Origin of the sequence: Aliikangiella marina (assembly GCF_007004765.1) — a bacterium.
Lineage (GTDB): Bacteria > Pseudomonadota > Gammaproteobacteria > Enterobacterales > Kangiellaceae > Aliikangiella > Aliikangiella marina.
Genome location: NZ_VIKR01000007.1, coordinates 71,974 through 88,885 on the forward strand (window position 1 = coordinate 71,974; position 16,912 = coordinate 88,885).

Consider the following 16,912-nt stretch of genomic DNA (forward strand, 5'->3'; position numbering starts at 1 on the left):
TAATTACCAAATGAATGACGATTAGTTTAAATTAAGTATAGACCTTAACGGTTGGGAGTAAAAGAAAGTGAATAAAAAAGGGAGCCTTTGCTCCCTTTTCTAGAATAAACCTGCAATAAATTTAGATAACGCCACGTCTCTCTTGGTCACGTTCAATCGACTCAAATAGTGCTTGGAAATTTCCTTCTCCAAATCCGCGATCGCCTTCTCTTTGAATCATCTCAATAAAAATCGGACCAAAAAGGTTTTTGGTGAAAATTTGCAATAAGTATGTGTTGTCCGCTTGACTATCCACAAGAATTTGATGGTGTTTGATACGTTCCTTGTCTTCCTTAACCCATGGCACGCGATCCCAAATAGTGTCGTAATACTCTGGGATAATGTCCAATGTTTCGATGTAAGATCCCTTTAATGAATCACAAGAAGCGACCAAGTCTTTGGTTCTGAAAGCAAGATGCTGCACACCTGGACCGTCATACATATCTAAGTATTCGTCGATTTGGTTGTTGTTGTCATCTTTACCTTCATTAATTGGAATACAGAAAGTCCCACACGGACTTGCGAGGGCATAAGACAATAACGCTGTTTTAACACCCTTGATATCAAAATATCGAACTTCCTCAAAACCAAATACATCTTTGTAGAAATTCGCCCATTTTTCCATAGTGCCTTTGTAGACGTTATTCGTTAAATGATCGATTTCGATAAAACCTTTCTCTTCTTGAATCTCTGGCTCAGCTAGGGCTTCAAAATCAGTATTGAAAATACTGTCACCGCCTTCGTAGCGATCAACAAAATAAATCAAACTATTGCCAATGCCATATATCGCAGGATAAGGAAAGTCTTTTTCCTCCGCGGGTTTTGCACCGCGCTTTACCGCTTCTTCAAATGCATATTGTGCATCATCAACCTTCCACCCCATTGATGATATCGCCGGTCCGTGCGCTTTAGTGAACTCAGCTGAGAACCCATTTTTTTCACCATTGAGTAAAAAATGGATTTGGTTTTGGTTGTAATAGGTAATATCTTTACCGGTATATTTCTTAGTTTTGGAAAAGCCAAAATCCATAAAAACATCGTGCATAAACTTGGTGTCAGCACTACAGAATTCTGTGAATAAAATTCCGCGTAAATTAAGTGGATTATTTTGAGTTGCTTGTGACATTAATTTTCTCCAACAATATTAATCTTCCAACCAGCTTTGGTTGTAATCCTGTTCCATGCAGTCTTTAAAATGATTAGTTGTTTTTAATGGATTAAAAGTATCCACCATGACGGCATATTCGTAAGTTTCTTTTTTACCGACCGACGCTTCCGTCTTACCCGGTTGTGGCCCATGCGGAACACCTTTCTTGTGCAAAGTGATGGAGCCATGTTCAATACCAGTTCGGCTCATAAAATCACCGTCCACATAGTATAAGATTTCATCACTATCGATATTAGTGTGGTAGTAAGGTGCAGGGATGGCTTCAGGGTGAAAGTCATACAACCGCGGGACAAAATTACAAACAACATAATTGTTTGCAGTAAATACAAGATGATCACTTGGCGGCAAATGAATTTTGCCTACTTTTGGCGCGTATTCTTGGATGTTAAACGCCCATGGATAACACGCTCCGTCCCAACCGACTAGGTCATAAGGATGCCATTCCAGTACGCTTTTTTGGTAACGATCACCATATTTGATAAAAAGCGAGAACTCGCCTTTTTCCACTTTCGCTTCTTGTAACTCAGGCGTGCGGATATCTCTTTCGCAATAAGGAGCGTTTTCAAGCATTTGTCCGGTCGGCGTCCTAAAATGCTTGGGAATAGTTACCATTGTTGGCGATTCGATCACAAACAGGCGAACGTTTTCCAAGCTATCAAACTTCATTTGGTAGGTAGTACCTTTAGGGATCACCAAGTAGTCCCATTTATGAATTTCAATGTTGCCGTATTCTGAAGTTAACGTACCGCTACCCTCGTGAACAAAGATGACTTCATCGGCATACGCATTTCGATAGAAATCTTCACAGTCCTCTGTCACATGCGCCGTATATAAAGCAACGTCGTTATTGAACACTTGGCGTCTGCGTGCGGTAAAGAAATTGCCACTGCTCTCGCCACGAAAAGTATGAACCTTATAATTTTGCAGCATTGCATCATGCCACTCTTCCCCGTGATTTACCTCGTATGGCTCTACTCGTAATACTTTGGTCGGCATGTTGTAGTGATATTTATTGGAATAAATATTAGAAAAGCCATGCGTTGAAAAAAGCTCTTCTCGATACAACTCGCCGTCGTCTCGATAAAACGTTATGTGACGTTTCGCGGGAATTTTTCCCTGTTTAATATAAAACGGCATCAAACTGGCCCTAAGTTATTGTTTTTAATACAAGTCATTTCGACAAATGGGCACTTAGCTTAACGATTCGAACAAACAATAAAAAGGATAATCTTTTTACCATTTCAATCGATTATTTAGATATAGATAAATGAAACCGATGTGATATCCGATCCTTCCTCTTCATTCGTCAGAAATCGTCGGCTCACACTCAGATTAAACGTCTCGGGCGGTGTGTTTAGCAGTGATAAATGTTAGGATCACGCCAGTTTCGAAAACACACTAGTGAAGTGACTCCATGTCAGATAAAGACACACCCAAACGCCGGTTGTTTGGCTGGTTCAGCGGAAATAAATCAAAGCAAGAGAATGAGATTGACTCGGAGAATAATCAGGTCGACTCAAATGACGATATTTCCCAGACAGAAGACAACATTCATTCAGAAGAAAATAGCGCTACAGCACCCAAAGCGGTAGTCACCGACAAAGAAGCCTTAACTCAAGAGTCGCCTTCGCAAGAGTCGCCTTCGCATGAGTTGCCCAACGACTCAGTAACGCGGCCAGCTAAGTCACAAGAAGAAGCTTCGTCCCCTTTGGACTCAGGAGAATTGGACGCGGCCGAAAACGAGCCAAAAACATCATTCTTTCAGCGCTTAAAAAGAGGACTATCGAAAACAAGAACTCAATTTTCGCAAGGCCTTGCTAACTTAGTACTCGGCCAAAAAGAAATTGATGAAGATGTTCTCGAAGAAGTTGAAACGCTCTTGCTAATGGCTGATGTTGGCGTCGATACGACCAGTAGAATTATTGATGATTTAACAGAAAAAGCCGATCGTAAGGAGTTAAAAGATACCGAGGCTTTAATGGCGCGACTTAAAACATTACTGACAGAAATCGTAGAGCCAGTACAAGCGCCACTCGAAGTGCCCAACCAAGACAACCCGTTCGTTATTTTAATGGTCGGGGTGAATGGCGTCGGTAAGACAACCACTATTGGCAAACTCGCCCATAAATTCCTCGCCGAGGGCAAATCGGTAATGCTCGCGGCAGGAGATACTTTCCGAGCGGCAGCTGTGGAACAGTTATCAGCCTGGGGAGAGCGCAATAACGTACCGGTGATCGCACAGCACACCGGCGCTGACAGTGCATCAGTTATTTTTGATGCCGTTGAAGCCGCCAAAGCTCGTAATGTCGATATTGTTATCGCCGATACTGCTGGCCGTCTTCACAATAAAAGCAACTTGATGGAAGAGCTCAGTAAAGTAAAAAGAGTAATGGCGAAGGTTGATGCCGATGCCCCACATGAAGTAATGTTAGTCGTTGATGCGGGAACCGGCCAAAACGCACTCATTCAAGCTGTTGAGTTTGATAAGGCTGTAGCTTTGAATAGCGTCACAGTCACCAAGTTAGACGGAACTGCAAAAGGTGGCGTAGTGTTTGCGCTTGCGGACAAAATGAAACTACCAATCCGATTTATCGGTGTAGGGGAGAGCAAGCAAGACTTGCGAACTTTTGACGCAGGGGAGTTTATCGATGCATTATTTGATCAATAAATGATCATCTAAAACGTTTAATCGATTCTTATCCCGCTGTTAATAATTATAAGATAACAATAATCAGGTAAGCCGATGATTGAGTTTGCTGAAGTTTCCAAGCGTTATCCTAACGGTCAGGAAGCACTCAAAAAAGTCAGTTTTGAAATCGCTGACGGTGAAATGGCCTTTTTAACTGGTCACTCTGGTGCCGGTAAAAGTACACTATTAAAGCTCATCTGCTTGATGGAACGCGCAACCTCTGGCCAAGTTGTGGTCAACAATAAAAATTTAAATCGCACTAGCCGCCGGAAGATCCCTAGTGTTAGACGTAATATTGGAATGATTTTCCAAGATCATCGATTATTATTCGACCGTTCGGTTTTTGATAATGTTGCCCTACCACTGATGATCGCAGGGTATCCACACCGCGAAATTGGTCGACGGGTGCGGGCTTCACTCGATAAAGTCGGTCTGCTCTCCAAAGAAAAGTACTCCCCCATCATGCTGTCTGGTGGTGAGCAACAACGCGTTGGTATCGCAAGGGCTGTTGTTAACAAGCCACCATTATTACTCGCCGATGAGCCTACCGGAAACTTAGATCCTGAACTTTCTGCAGAAATTATGCATCTATTTGAGCAATTTAATCAGGTCGGCGTGAGTTTACTCATCGCTTCGCATGACTTGAGCTTGATCGCTCAAATGCACTACCGGACGCTCGTGATGAAAGAGGGTCGTCTCGTTCAAGACCAAGTTGATACCATCACTTCATCAGAGGAGGGAAGTGATGAGTCATGAGCAAATGAGCGGAGCCAGCATGTCACAGGGCGCAACGCTTAGTGCCCGTCTAAAGATGTTGAGTCGTCTCCACAAGATAGAAGCCAAACGCGGTGTCATCGATATAGTGAGTAATCCGGTTTCCAATTTTATGACTATTTTGGTTATCGCGATTGCACTTGCCTTGCCAACTGGACTCCAAATACTGCTAGAAACCGGTAAAACTCTGTCAGAAAGCTGGGATGGTGCGAGTCGCATATCACTCTATCTGCAAAGCGATGTTACGGAAAGCCGATTAACCGAAATCGCTGCTAGAGTGAGCGAAACCAGCGGCGTCGACAGTGTAGATACCATTTCTCAAGAACAAGCACTGGAAGATTTTAAGGAGCGCTCTGGATTTGCCGAAGCCATTGACCAGCTGGATAGCAACCCTCTGCCGCCGGTTTTAGTGGTTCAACCAAAACCAACCCACACTTCCCCGCAAGCCTCCGAAGAATTACTGGCAGAGTTTAATACAATTCGCGAGGTAGAGTTAGCGCAGTTAGATTTAGACTGGGTGCGCAAACTATATGCTTTAATTCAACTGGCAGAAAAAGCCGCTTCGGCATTGGGTATTGCCTTAGCACTTGCTGTTTTACTTATTGTCGGCAATACCATTCGACTCTCGGTTCAAAATCGGCGTGAAGAAATTGAGGTGGTTAAACTGGTAGGCGCTACCGACGCTTTTATACGACGCCCCTTCCTTTATACCGGGCTTTGGTACGGCCTATTTGCAGGAGTCACCTGTTGGGTTATTGTAACCTTCTCGCTTTATTGGCTTAAAGATCCAGTTGCTAACCTCGCTGGCCTTTATCAAAGCCAATTTCAAATCCAAGGCCTGTCGATAGGCCAAAGTCTGAAGCTTATCGGTATAAGTTGTGGCTTAGGGTTATTGGGTTCCTGGTTAAGTGTTGGACGCCATATCCGTCAAATAGAGCCCCACTAAATTGCCTCAGGAACCATCGCTTGGACGGCAAAACCGCGGCTATAAAGTTCTCTTTCTGCGATAAGAATGTAGCTGTAACAATTTGTTTCTTAAGGAAACTTTTCCGATTTTTAGCACTCTTATAGTGAAAGTGCTAAAAAATTAGCACTCTTTGTCTGAGAGTGCTAGACTAGTAGTTAATAAGCAGAGCCTCCGCTGTCTTTTACCGACAAGTCAGAAGCTTCTGCGGTCGAAATTTCAAGTAAATCAACAACTTGTTTCGATAATGCTAGTAAAAGCCCAGAAACAAGAGGAAGAGTCAGAATGAACAATGCATTAGCAACAGTCTCAATGTCAGTACCACAAGGTAACATTGAGTCTTATATTACCGCTATCCACTCGGTACCCGTATTGTCGCCTGAACAAGAATACGAGTTGGCTAGCCGTTACAAGAATGATGGTGATTTGGACGCTGTTCGCGAACTTATTCTATCTCACCTACGATTTGTGGCCCATATCGCACGTAGTTACAATGGCTATGGCTTGCCACAAGCCGATTTAATTCAAGAAGGTAATGTCGGTCTAATGAAAGCGGTCAAGCGCTTCGATCCGGAAGTCGGTGTTAGATTGATTTCATTCGCAGTCCATTGGATCAAGGCTGAAATCCACGAATTCGTCCTTAAAAACTGGCGAATTGTTAAAGTCGCGACCACTAAAGCTCAACGCAAGTTGTTTTTTAATCTTCGCGGCGCGAAAAAGAGCTTAAATTGGTTAAACAACGACGAAATAAAAGCCGTTGCCGAAGACTTAGGCGTTTCTGAAATTGAAGTTCGGCGTATGGAAAGTCGCTTAAATTCTCGAGACACAGCGTTTGATTTACCCAATGACGCGGATGATGAAACCAGCTTTGCGCCTGCAGCGTACTTAGAGTCTGAAAATAGTGACCCTGCAGAAACGCTTGAAAATCAAGACTGGCAAGATCACAACCAACAGCGCTTGATGAATGCGATGCAAGCATTGGATGAACGCAGCCAAGCCATTCTTGCTGCTCGTTGGCTTAGCGACGACAAAGCAACGTTACAAGAGCTTGCTGATAAATATCAGGTGTCTGCTGAGCGAATTCGCCAGCTTGAAAAAAATGCGATGAACAAGCTAAAAGCAAGTATGAGCTAATCCATCATCTAAACTATCAAAAGACCCGTCTGGCTAGCCAAGCGGGTCTTTTTTTTGTCTCACCGATTTTATCTGCTCAAACCTACTGCGTTTTTCGATATTGACTTGGACTAATACCGTACCATTGCTTAAATGCTCGACAGAAATTAGCACTTTCGCTGTAGCCTAATATTTGAGCAATATCTAAAATGCTGTACTTCGGTTGCATCAATAAGCTTTCAGCAAATCGTCGTCGCTCCGCTTCTAAAATTTGTTTATAGGTCGTATCCAGCTGTTTGAGTTTTCGAATGAGTGTTCTTTCCGAACAAAAAATCATGTTAGATAAAACCGTTTGAGTTGGGGCAGGGAGAGGGGAAGAAGAGACCAAAGCTTGCTCAAAGTGTTTTCTTATCACTTGTCTTATCCTCAGATCTAAGCGACTATCATGCCCGCGTTCTTCCATAATTTGCTGACATTTCGCTAAATTAAACTCAAAAGAGTCTCGGTCAAATAAGGGCGAAACGCTAAACCAAATATCTTTCGGTATACACAATTTATTTTGCTGTGTTTTAAAGTAAAGTAATGAATCAAACGCGTCTTCTAACCAAACTTTTCGACCGCTGTCGCTCATTTCAAAATAAATCGATGTTTTGTTTGTTGGCGCTTGACCCAAAATAAAAGTCATCAGGATTTCCAGGGCCCTTGCGAAGGCTTCAAAGAAAAAGCCCTTAAAATCATCATCACCAGTGTTATCCTGAATAATCAGCTCAAAACTATCCGTGGTCTCATTCACTCTTGACGTATAAACATCAGCTCGAATAGGAAACCATTCTAAAAAAGTCGATAACGCCTTACCGACCGAAGGTGCGCTTAATGCCGCATAGCCCACAGGACCGTGACTGGCAGCACCAAGGTGCGTGCCGAAAATCGTTGCAAAATTAGGTTCATCACCGTAATTAATGAGGTTTCGGACTAATTGTATGGCTTCACCAACTTCAACAAAGCTTGAACCGTCAATATCAGTCAGGTCTATTGCGGTGTTCTTAAAAAGCAATTCGGATGGTGCTAGCTCAAGATTTTGCGCTATCACTAAGTAAGCTTTATTTATCAGGGGCGTATGTGCCATCACTCAATCTCTGTACTTAACCGAAATGTCAGTTATTGATAATAATAATGTCAATTAATGAAAATAGGAATCGACTCAATTTGATTTAGAGTAGTCGAATGAAAACTACGCATACACCAATTAATCCTTACCATTCTCTTTGGCAAAATGCTGTGCCGGATATCGCCTGGGGCACTGTCGCACTTTTTATCGGATATGTATCAGGTTATACGCTGGTAATCATTGGCATAGTGAGTGGCCACTTACCATACGAGCTTGCGACTATTTTTTGTGCCTATCTCGCCTACGTTGGGTTCACCATTGCCCATGATGCTGGTCACGGCAGCATCATCGCGTCAGGTTCACGATTTAAATTTGTTGAATCCTTACTGGGCTGGATTACTGCAATTCCACTGTTACTTGTACCCTTCCCGCTATTCAAACGAATTCACGATAGACATCACGCTTTTACGAACGATCCTGATCGAGACCCAGACCATTTTTCTTTTGGTAACCGCTGGTATCAAGTTCTCTTAAATTGCTTTTATATTCCGATCCAATACCACCATTTAGCGTTCACTAAGCTTAAAAATATCAAAACTATTCGAGACACTTATCCAACCACATTCATTTATTTCGTTTTGGTTTTAAGTGGTATTGTTGGGTTGATTATTCATGGCTATTCTCAGGCGCTGCTTTACGTAATTATCATTCCAAATGCCATTGCTATTTTGGCTCTAGCGCTATTCTTTGATTATATTCCTCACCACCCCCATAAATCCTTAGACCGCTACCATGACTCAAGGATCTACCCAAGTAAGATTCTTAATGGGCTTTTGTTGGGTCAAAACTATCACTTGGTACATCACATGTATCCAAAAGTCCCTTGGTACCGATATAAAACAGTATACGAACAGATCTTACCGGATTTAGAGCGAAATCAATCGCCAATTGAAGACTTGTCTGGAATCAACAAGCCCGGTTTCATGAAATCCATTAACGGTAACCGCTTAATCAAAGGTAATAAATTTATGAACATGTTATTACCGGTATCAGATATAAAGCCTTTAACGGATGATTCGGTTTTGATTGAGTTTGAGTTACCTCACGAACAATCTCTTGATTTCAATGCAGGGCAATACATCACGCTGAGTAAATGGCTGAACGGAGAACAACACACTCGATGCTATTCACTTTGTGTAAGACCACCGGCTAATTTATTGCAAATTGCTGTTCGCAAACAGCAACAAGGCGTGTTTTCTGAATTTCTAAACAGCCAGTTGGCAATAGGGGACCAACTCATCGTCAAAGGACCTTTCGGTGAATTTAAATACCCACCGGCTCATCGACAGGCAACCGAGCAGCTCACTCTGATTGCCGGTGGTAGTGGTATTACGCCTATCATTTCAATTCTAACAGCAGCCCTAACACAATCCGCTAGCGTCAAAATCCATTTGATTTACACATGTCGAAATGCTCAACAGATTATGTTTATTGACGATCTCGAAGCGCTTCAAAGCGCTCATTCGGACCGCTTTACCGTCTCACTAATCATTACTGAAAAAGGATTGGGTGGGAGTCGATTAACTTCAGATAGATTAAATCAACTGATTGATCTTAAAGCAAATAGGGGCTGTCACGATTTTTACATTTGTGGTCCGCAAGGTCTCAATCAAATAGCCACCAAAGTTTTGATCGATAGAGACGTTGCACCTAAAAACATTCATTTAGAGTCTTTTTCACAACAAGCGGAACAGCCCGTCGGCGACTTACATCAAGTCGTAATATGCCTCGATGATGGTCTTAACTGTCAACTTGAAGTGGCGTCCAACCAAACGGTGTTAGGTGTTGCGTTACAATCTGGAGTAGCCATTCCACATGCTTGCGCGCAAGGCACCTGCGGTGTTTGCAAACTCAAACTAGAATCAGGCTCGCAGGTTCCCATTGCCGATTCATTACCTGGCTTAACCCAACAGGAAAGATTAGCCGGTTATACGCTAGCTTGCCAATGCAAACCATCAAGCGACTTAGTTTTGAAAGAGTCTAATGAATAATAATTTTGTTAACCGGCGCCAAACTTGAGTTACCTAAAACCGTTTGTAAACCTACTTTTTGTGGCGCTATTAGCGACCTGTTATGGCACCGCAAGATATTTTGTTAAATTCTCCTAAAACCCAATAAATCAATCACTTGAGATGTTTTGTCTAATTATTGATCAAAAGCAAGGTAAAAAGTTTGAGGTGAACTACACTTAACTATGAGGTACCAACAACATTAATTGATAACGGAGAAAGCGATGAAGAGATTTTACTCGGTCGGCTTAATTAGTTGTCTTGTATTTGTGTTGGCAAGCTGCAGCGATAGCTCTGACCCTAAACAACCAGAGCCGCAACAAGTCGCAGAAAAAGCGACGCCAAAACAACAAGAAACCAAACCCACCTGTCAGTTAAATATGGGCTGGGATCCTTGGGCCCCCTATCAATATCTGACACCCGAAAATGAAGTCAAAGGATTGGAAATCGAGTTAGTAAGTGCGATGGCAAAGGAAGCAGGCTGCGAACTAAAGTTTGTTCAAAAAAGTTGGATGAACTTATTAAACGGCATTCGAAATGGCAGCATTGACCTTCTTGGTGGCGCTTCCAAAACGAGTGCAAGAGAGCGATTCGCTCGCTTTTCTGATGAATATCGCAATGAATCATTTATCTTATATGTGCGACGTGGCGAGGCGGATAAATTTAAAGGAGAATCACTAAAAGACCTTTTAGCCAGCGGTTTCAAGCTTGGTGTTACAGAGGATTATATTTATGGTGATGAAGTCTCAATGCTCCAGGATGACCCAGCGACTGCAGAGAAATTCGTTTCTGTGCCAACAACAGAGGTTAATTACTATAACTTGATCCAGAATCGAATCGATGGCTTCTTGGAAGATCCTTTCGTCGCGGCTTACACGATAAGGCGCAAGGGATTAGGCGATGAAATAGAAGCACACCCTATCAGAGTGCATAGTGGCAATGTCGCGCTCATGTTTAGTAAGAAAAGCGTCAATGAGGACACTGTAATTGCGTTTAACGAGGCGCTGACTAGACTGATGGAAAACGGCGAATACAAACGGATTTTAGATAAATACAGCTTTTAATCATTCGCAATACCCAAAAAACCGGCTTACTGGCCGGTTTTTTATGTTTAGAGAACTTCTCCTGACTCTCTTTTAATATCGAGGATATCAGAATAAACGGATTTTGGTGGAACACCATAATCGAGTAGCGCCTGATAGACATTCATAACCATCGCTTCAGAGCCCCCAACATAAAACTCACACGACTTCGCTTTTTCACCCAAGCTGTTCAAAGCAACTTCATGTGGAAATCCACACTTGCCTTGCCACGAAGTTTCCGGATCGTTAACAACGGGAATATATTCAAAGTTGCTATTTTGTTCAGCGAGTTGATTCAGCAAGTCCCCTTGATAGAGCTCACTCGATTTCTGGGTTCCCAAAAACAGTTTAAATTCTCGCTGGTCGCCACAGGCGAACGCACTTTCGAGCATACTTTTCATGGGAGATAGACCGGTACCCCCAGCGATGATAATCACCGGCGCTTCACCGGCTTTAAGAAAACAGTTGCCGTAAGGTCCATCAATTTCAAAGGGAGCTTCGGAACGGAACAGGTTCAACATATCTTCAACGATACCGCCACCTGCAACCAATCGAATGTGTAACTCAATAAATTGTGTTTCCTCAGGAGAACTGGCAATTGACAATGGAATTCGTTTTCCATCGGGCAATAACAAAAACAAATACTGTCCACCACGAAAATCAAACAGTGTTCCCGCGTATGCCGCTAAGCGAACGCGATAAATTTGATCCGTCAATTGTGTTATATCTTGCGTGACTACTTTGATTGTACTCATAACTTTATTTATATCTTTAAATCGTCCCAGATTTCATCAATCCGTTGTTTTACTGTTTCATCCATCGAAATCGCGACACCCCATTCGCGATCCGTTTCGCCTTGCCACTTGTTAGTCGCGTCAATGCCCATCTTTGATCCAAGGCCAGACACTGGTGATGCAAAATCTAAATAATCGATTGGCGTATTATCAATCATGGTCGTATCACGCGAAGGATCAACTCGAGTCGTTATGGCCCAAATCACATCATTCCAGTCGCGCGCATTCACATCATCGTCGGTTACTATCACAAATTTGGTGTACATAAACTGACGTAAGAAACTCCATACTCCCATCATTACTCTTTTTGCATGTCCCGGATACTGCTTTTTCATCGTCACCACAGCCATACGATAAGAACAGCCTTCGGGTGGTAAATAAAAGTCGACAATTTCAGGGAATTGTTTTTGGAGTAATGGGACAAAAACTTCGTTTAAAGCGACGCCCAAAATCGCCGGCTCATCCGGCGGCCTTCCCGTATAGGTCGAATGATAAATGGGGGACTGTCGGTGAGTAATTTTCTCTATGGTGAACACCGGAAAATTGTCCACTTCATTGTAATAACCTGTGTGATCTCCAAATGGCCCCTCAGGTGCCATTTCGTCAGGATAGATATAACCCTCCAAAACAAACTCGGCACTTGCAGGGACTTGTAAATTATTGCTCAAACAATCCGTTACTCGAGTTTTACTACCGCGCAAAAGTCCAGCAAATGCATACTCCGAGAGCGTATCGGGAACCGGAGTCACGGCGCCCAAGATTGTTGCTGGATCAGCGCCTAAGGCGACGCTTACTGGAAAAGGCTCACCCGGATTTTCGTTTTGCCATGCTTGTAAATCGAGAGCGCCACCCCGATGAGACAACCAGCGCATAATGACTTTATTTTTACCAATCACTTGCTGACGATAAATACCTAGGTTCTGTCGCTTTTTATTAGGTCCTCGGGTAACCACCAATCCCCAAGTAATCAAAGGGCCGGCATCACCCGGCCAACATGTTTGCACGGGAATTTTTGTCAGGTCAACGTCATCTTTTTCGATAACCACTTGCTGACATTCAGCTTTACTGACTACTTTTGGACTCATGTTGAGGACTTGTTTAAAGATCGGTGCTTTGCTCCATGCGTCCTTTAAACTCTCAGGCGGTTCGGGCTCTTTAAGAAAAGCCAATAACTTGCCCACATCGCGTAGCTGTTCGACATTTTCACACCCCATTGCTGCGGCAACTCTTCTAGTCGAACCAAATAAATTCGCTAATACCGGAACGTCTGAGCCCTTGGGATTTTCAAACAACAACGCTGGACCGTCCGCGCGCAAGACCCGGTCGGCTATTTCGGTCATTTCCAAGTTAGGATCGATAGGTTGGCTGATACGCCGAAGATCACCTTGGGTCTCAAGGTGATCAATAAAGTCTCTTAAGTCTTTATACTTAACGGATTGGGAAAGTAACATAAGGGAAGCACACTAATTGCGCTTCATCGAATTAAAGAACTCTTCGTTGGTTTTGGTCAAAGCTAATTTATCCACCAAAAACTCCATTGCTTCTATCTCTTGCATTGGGTGAATAATCTTTCGCAAAATCCACATTTTTTGCAGTTCTTCCGATGAAGTTAATAAATCTTCTTTGCGAGTGCCAGAGCGATTGAAGTTAATAGCAGGAAAAACTCTCTTTTCAGCAATTTTGCGATCCAAATGCAGCTCCATGTTACCAGTGCCTTTAAATTCCTCGTAAATGACTTCATCCATTTTAGACCCAGTATCAACGAGCGCTGTTGCAATGATTGTTAAACTGCCGCCTTCTTCAATGTTTCTTGCAGCACCAAAAAATCGTTTCGGTCGCTGCAGCGCGTTGGCATCCACACCACCGGTGAGGACTTTACCAGAAGAAGGTACAACAGTGTTATAGGCGCGCGCCAATCGAGTGATAGAGTCTAACAAAATGACAACATCTTTTTTGTGTTCGACTAATCTTTTGGCTTTCTCGATAACCATTTCTGCTACTTGTACGTGACGACTCGCCGGCTCATCAAAAGTTGAAGCAACAACTTCTCCACGCACGGAGCGTTCCATTTCGGTGACTTCCTCGGGGCGTTCGTCAATAAGTAAAACAATCAAAACACATTCAGGATGATTTGCGGTAATCGACTGAGCAATATTCTGCATCATCATTGTTTTACCAGCTTTAGGTGGCGAAACCACCAGTGCTCGTTGCCCTTTCCCAACAGGGGAGGCTAAGTCTATCACTCTGGCAGTGATATCCTCACTTGAGCCGTTACCTCGCTGCATGACCATTCGCTGGTCTGGATGAAGAGGCGTTAAATTTTCGAACAATATTTTGTTCTTGGCATTTTCAGGCGAGTCAAAGTTAATCTCATTGATCTTTAATAAGGCGAAATATCTCTCGCCATGTTTCGGGGGCCGAATCTTTCCGGAAATGGTATCTCCGGTTCGTAAACTAAAGCGACGTATTTGACTGGGTGAAACATAGATGTCGTCTGGTCCCGCCAAATAAGATGAGCCAGCATTTCTAAGGAATCCGAATCCATCAGGGAGAATCTCTAATACGCCATCCCCAAAAATATCTTCACCACTCTTCGCATGATTTTTTAAAATTGCAAAAATGATGTCTTGTTTACGCATACGGGCAGCATCATCAAGCCCTGCTTCTTTTGCCATTTCACTAAGTTGAGTGGCAGAAAGTTGTTTGATTTCGGTTAGATTCATAGGATTACTTTTTATTTAGGATGGATATGTTGGTTTTTGGTTGTTAGTTAATCTCTCGGTAACAACGAGCAAGTACTATTTTATTTATCGTTAATCTATTGCTAGTTCTTGTTGTTACTCGCCGCATTTGAAATTCGCTCTCTAAACGCTCAAGTCGTCTGTAAGTTCAAATCTATCTGTAATGCCGATTCTATTGGTAAAGCTTCGTCGACAGCGGTAGCGCATAAAGTAAAGCCCTTGTGATCGGTTTATAGTCGGATCACTTAATATTCGTTTGGTTACAGAGATTTAGTGGCTTAACAAAGTTATTGTGTTTAGAAATATCATTTTCGGCCAGGAGGCCTTGAAATGAGTTGTCAGATGAAAATTAGCACTAAAACAATAATTTGTCCAATTTTTTGACAAATGCCGGATTTTAACGCTTAAACGACAAAGCGCACCAATTTGGATATCAAAAGGTGCGCTCAGATTCTATCGGGTATACACCGACCGATTAAGTGGCAGATACCGAGGCAAACGCTTAGATATTGCTGTCTAGGAATGCCGCCAGCTGAGACTTGCTCACCGCACCAACTTGTTGCGCTTCAACCGCACCGTTTTTCACTAAGATCAAAGTGGGGATACCTCTAACACCGTACTGTGGGGCAGTAGCTTGGTTTTCATCGATATTTAACTTACCGATTTTTACGCGACCATCATATTCGTCAGCCAACTCATCGAGGATTGGGGCAATCATTTTACAAGGACCACACCATTCTGCCCAAAAATCTACCAAGACGGGTAAATCAGATTTTAAAACTTCAGCTTCGAATGAATCATCAGTCAACTGAACTATTTTATCGCTCATGAAATTTCTTCTCCTAAAAATTGCCGTGTTCGCTCAGTCTATACTGACTTTATAACGCCGAATCTCCGGTATAGCCCGTGTTCTGCGGATTTGCTATCATGCGGCCTTTGCTGTGTTATGCTTAATGGGGTCTATTCTGCTATCTGTTGATACAAGTTGCAACCTGAGATCGCAAAAAGCCTGCTAATTAACTAGGAATTTTCGCTTTATGGTTACCCATCTCTCTTCGACCCGTTTTCGCAATATGGGGCTTCACCCAAAGCTTTTAAAGGCTCTGGACAAATTAGGTTACGAATATGCAACGCCGATTCAAGCGCAAGCAATTCCCCTGCTGCTGAATTCGCAAGATGTCGCAGGCCAAGCTCAAACCGGCACCGGTAAGACTAACGCCTTTCTTTTGGCTGTTCTCAATGAGCTACTAACGCTACCAGCGCAAGAGGGCCGAGAAATCAACGAGCCAAGAGCTTTCATTATTGCGCCGACTCGCGAGCTGGTTATCCAAATCTATGAAGATGCAAAAACACTGGCTCAATTCACAGATCTTAAAATGTGTGTTGCTTTTGGTGGCGCGGACTACGAAAAGCAGCGCCAAGCCATTGAATCGGGTTGCGATGTGCTAATTGGTACCGCTGGTCGACTCATCGACTACTTCAAGCAGCGAGTTTACAACTTCTATTCACTCGACTGTGTTGTTCTGGACGAAGCGGACCGCATGTTTGATCTCGGCTTCATTAACGATATTCGTTACCTTTTCCGTAAAATGCCGAAACCCACAGAGAGACTAAACATGCTTTTCTCCGCGACTTTGTCGCACCGAGTCAAAGAGCTCGCTTATGAGCACATGAATCACCCAACTCACATCCACGTCGAGGCGGAACAGGTCACTGCCGATAGGGTGCGACAATTGCTCTATTATCCAGCCAACCATGAAAAATTGCCGCTGTTAGTTGGTTTAATCCAAAAACATCAGCCAGAAAAGGCAATGTTGTTTACCAACACCCGTCGACAAGCTGAAAAAGTCTGGTTGACTCTCAAGGGTAACGATATCAAATCTGGCTTGTTAACTGGGGACGTCCCGCAAAAGAAGCGTATTAGACTTCTTGATGAATTGAAGTCTGGGAAAATTGATATTTTAATCGCCACTGACGTTGCCGCAAGAGGACTTCATATTGATGGTGTTACCCACGTATTTAATTATGATTTACCAGACGATAAAGAAGACTACGTACATCGTATAGGACGCACTGCTAGAGCCGGTGCTGAAGGAGATGCAATCTCGTTTGCCGGAGAGGATAACGCGTTTAATTTACCGGCCATTGAAGAATATATCGGTCATGCGATTGAAACCGCTGATGTTGATCCTTCACTACTCGTCGATATTAAACCTCCAGCAAGGATGGAGCGTAGACCTCGTCAAGGCGGCCAAAGAGGACGCAATCAAGGCGGTCGGCCGCAGAATCGCGGGCGACACGCTCAAAACCGCTCCAAGAACAATAATCAAACCGCTGACCAAAGTACAAGCCCAGAGGGCAACGAGTAACC

Annotated in this window: 14 protein-coding genes; 7 read left to right on the plus strand and 7 right to left on the minus strand. The window is 43.2% G+C overall.

Features of this window, described 5'->3' with window-relative positions:
* Window positions 1-121: 121 nt before the first annotated feature.
* The gene (hppD, locus tag FLL45_RS21595) at window positions 122-1,165 is read right to left on the minus strand and encodes a 4-hydroxyphenylpyruvate dioxygenase (protein WP_142944141.1); all 1,044 of its coding nucleotides are present in this window, start codon (window positions 1,163-1,165) and stop codon (window positions 122-124) included.
* An 18-nt stretch (window positions 1,166-1,183) separates the two neighbouring features.
* The gene (locus FLL45_RS21600; protein ID WP_142944142.1) at window positions 1,184-2,344 is read right to left on the minus strand and encodes a homogentisate 1,2-dioxygenase; all 1,161 of its coding nucleotides are present in this window, start codon (window positions 2,342-2,344) and stop codon (window positions 1,184-1,186) included.
* A gap of 277 nt (window positions 2,345-2,621) precedes the next feature.
* Between FLL45_RS21600 and ftsY the strand changes: the two genes are divergently transcribed.
* From ftsY to rpoH, 4 genes are all read left to right on the plus strand, one after another.
* A complete protein-coding gene (ftsY, locus tag FLL45_RS21605) occupies window positions 2,622-3,875 on the plus strand; it encodes a signal recognition particle-docking protein FtsY (protein WP_142944143.1) in 1,254 nt (417 codons plus the stop codon).
* A gap of 75 nt (window positions 3,876-3,950) precedes the next feature.
* Window positions 3,951-4,652, plus strand: coding sequence for a cell division ATP-binding protein FtsE (gene ftsE, locus FLL45_RS21610; protein ID WP_142944144.1), 702 nt, complete (start codon window positions 3,951-3,953; stop codon window positions 4,650-4,652).
* The gene (gene ftsX, locus FLL45_RS21615; protein ID WP_142944145.1) at window positions 4,642-5,616 is read left to right on the plus strand and encodes a permease-like cell division protein FtsX; all 975 of its coding nucleotides are present in this window, start codon (window positions 4,642-4,644) and stop codon (window positions 5,614-5,616) included. The genes ftsE and ftsX overlap by 11 nt, the downstream gene beginning before the upstream one ends.
* 303 nt (window positions 5,617-5,919) lie before the next feature.
* Window positions 5,920-6,768 (plus strand): RNA polymerase sigma factor RpoH, encoded by an 849-nt coding sequence (rpoH, locus tag FLL45_RS21620; RefSeq protein ID WP_142944146.1) that lies wholly within the window; start codon window positions 5,920-5,922, stop codon window positions 6,766-6,768.
* Window positions 6,769-6,850: 82 nt separating this feature from the next.
* Here rpoH and FLL45_RS21625 read toward each other — a convergent pair whose 3' ends face one another.
* Window positions 6,851-7,873, minus strand: coding sequence for an AraC family transcriptional regulator (locus FLL45_RS21625; RefSeq protein WP_142944147.1), 1,023 nt, complete (start codon window positions 7,871-7,873; stop codon window positions 6,851-6,853).
* A 98-nt stretch (window positions 7,874-7,971) separates the two neighbouring features.
* On the opposite strand from FLL45_RS21625, the gene FLL45_RS21630 reads away from it, so the two are divergent.
* Both FLL45_RS21630 and FLL45_RS21635 read left to right on the plus strand, forming a co-directional pair.
* On the plus strand, window positions 7,972-9,906 hold the full coding sequence (locus FLL45_RS21630; RefSeq protein WP_142944148.1) for a fatty acid desaturase: 1,935 nt from the start codon (window positions 7,972-7,974) through the stop codon (window positions 9,904-9,906).
* 242 nt (window positions 9,907-10,148) lie between these two features.
* A complete protein-coding gene (locus FLL45_RS21635) occupies window positions 10,149-10,988 on the plus strand; it encodes a substrate-binding periplasmic protein (RefSeq protein ID WP_142944149.1) in 840 nt (279 codons plus the stop codon).
* Between the two features lie 47 nt (window positions 10,989-11,035).
* Here the strand turns inward: FLL45_RS21635 and FLL45_RS21640 are convergent, their stop codons facing one another.
* From FLL45_RS21640 to trxA, 4 genes are all read right to left on the minus strand, one after another.
* Entirely contained in the window at window positions 11,036-11,761 is a 726-nt protein-coding gene (locus FLL45_RS21640; RefSeq protein WP_142944150.1) for an FAD-binding oxidoreductase, read from the minus strand.
* A gap of 8 nt (window positions 11,762-11,769) precedes the next feature.
* Complete coding sequence (ubiD, locus tag FLL45_RS21645; RefSeq protein ID WP_142944151.1) at window positions 11,770-13,251, minus strand: 4-hydroxy-3-polyprenylbenzoate decarboxylase; 1,482 nt, start codon at window positions 13,249-13,251, stop codon at window positions 11,770-11,772.
* Between the two features lie 12 nt (window positions 13,252-13,263).
* Window positions 13,264-14,523 carry a transcription termination factor Rho gene (gene rho, locus FLL45_RS21650; RefSeq protein ID WP_142944152.1) on the minus strand — a complete coding sequence of 420 codons (1,260 nt, stop codon included), beginning with the start codon at window positions 14,521-14,523 and terminating at the stop codon, window positions 13,264-13,266.
* Window positions 14,524-15,043: 520 nt separating this feature from the next.
* Window positions 15,044-15,370, minus strand: coding sequence for a thioredoxin TrxA (gene trxA / locus FLL45_RS21655; protein ID WP_142944153.1), 327 nt, complete (start codon window positions 15,368-15,370; stop codon window positions 15,044-15,046).
* 208 nt (window positions 15,371-15,578) lie between these two features.
* On the opposite strand from trxA, the gene rhlB reads away from it, so the two are divergent.
* Window positions 15,579-16,910 carry an ATP-dependent RNA helicase RhlB gene (gene rhlB / locus FLL45_RS21660; protein WP_142944154.1) on the plus strand — a complete coding sequence of 444 codons (1,332 nt, stop codon included), beginning with the start codon at window positions 15,579-15,581 and terminating at the stop codon, window positions 16,908-16,910.
* Window positions 16,911-16,912 lie beyond the last annotated feature (2 nt).

What these genes read in the sequence shown, in the direction of transcription:
- hppD (WP_142944141.1), bottom strand. Translation starts at nt 1,165, where the DNA reads ATGTCACAAGCAACTCAAAATAATCCACTTAATTTACGCGGAATTTTA.
- FLL45_RS21600 (WP_142944142.1), bottom strand. Translation starts at nt 2,344, where the DNA reads ATGCCGTTTTATATTAAACAGGGAAAAATTCCCGCGAAACGTCACATA.
- ftsY (WP_142944143.1), top strand. Translation starts at nt 2,622, where the DNA reads ATGTCAGATAAAGACACACCCAAACGCCGGTTGTTTGGCTGGTTCAGC.
- ftsE (WP_142944144.1), top strand. Translation starts at nt 3,951, where the DNA reads ATGATTGAGTTTGCTGAAGTTTCCAAGCGTTATCCTAACGGTCAGGAA.
- ftsX (WP_142944145.1), top strand. Translation starts at nt 4,642, where the DNA reads ATGAGTCATGAGCAAATGAGCGGAGCCAGCATGTCACAGGGCGCAACG.
- rpoH (WP_142944146.1), top strand. Translation starts at nt 5,920, where the DNA reads ATGAACAATGCATTAGCAACAGTCTCAATGTCAGTACCACAAGGTAAC.
- FLL45_RS21625 (WP_142944147.1), bottom strand. Translation starts at nt 7,873, where the DNA reads ATGGCACATACGCCCCTGATAAATAAAGCTTACTTAGTGATAGCGCAA.
- FLL45_RS21630 (WP_142944148.1), top strand. Translation starts at nt 7,972, where the DNA reads ATGAAAACTACGCATACACCAATTAATCCTTACCATTCTCTTTGGCAA.
- FLL45_RS21635 (WP_142944149.1), top strand. Translation starts at nt 10,149, where the DNA reads ATGAAGAGATTTTACTCGGTCGGCTTAATTAGTTGTCTTGTATTTGTG.
- FLL45_RS21640 (WP_142944150.1), bottom strand. Translation starts at nt 11,761, where the DNA reads ATGAGTACAATCAAAGTAGTCACGCAAGATATAACACAATTGACGGAT.
- ubiD (WP_142944151.1), bottom strand. Translation starts at nt 13,251, where the DNA reads ATGTTACTTTCCCAATCCGTTAAGTATAAAGACTTAAGAGACTTTATT.
- rho (WP_142944152.1), bottom strand. Translation starts at nt 14,523, where the DNA reads ATGAATCTAACCGAAATCAAACAACTTTCTGCCACTCAACTTAGTGAA.
- trxA (WP_142944153.1), bottom strand. Translation starts at nt 15,370, where the DNA reads ATGAGCGATAAAATAGTTCAGTTGACTGATGATTCATTCGAAGCTGAA.
- rhlB (WP_142944154.1), top strand. Translation starts at nt 15,579, where the DNA reads ATGGTTACCCATCTCTCTTCGACCCGTTTTCGCAATATGGGGCTTCAC.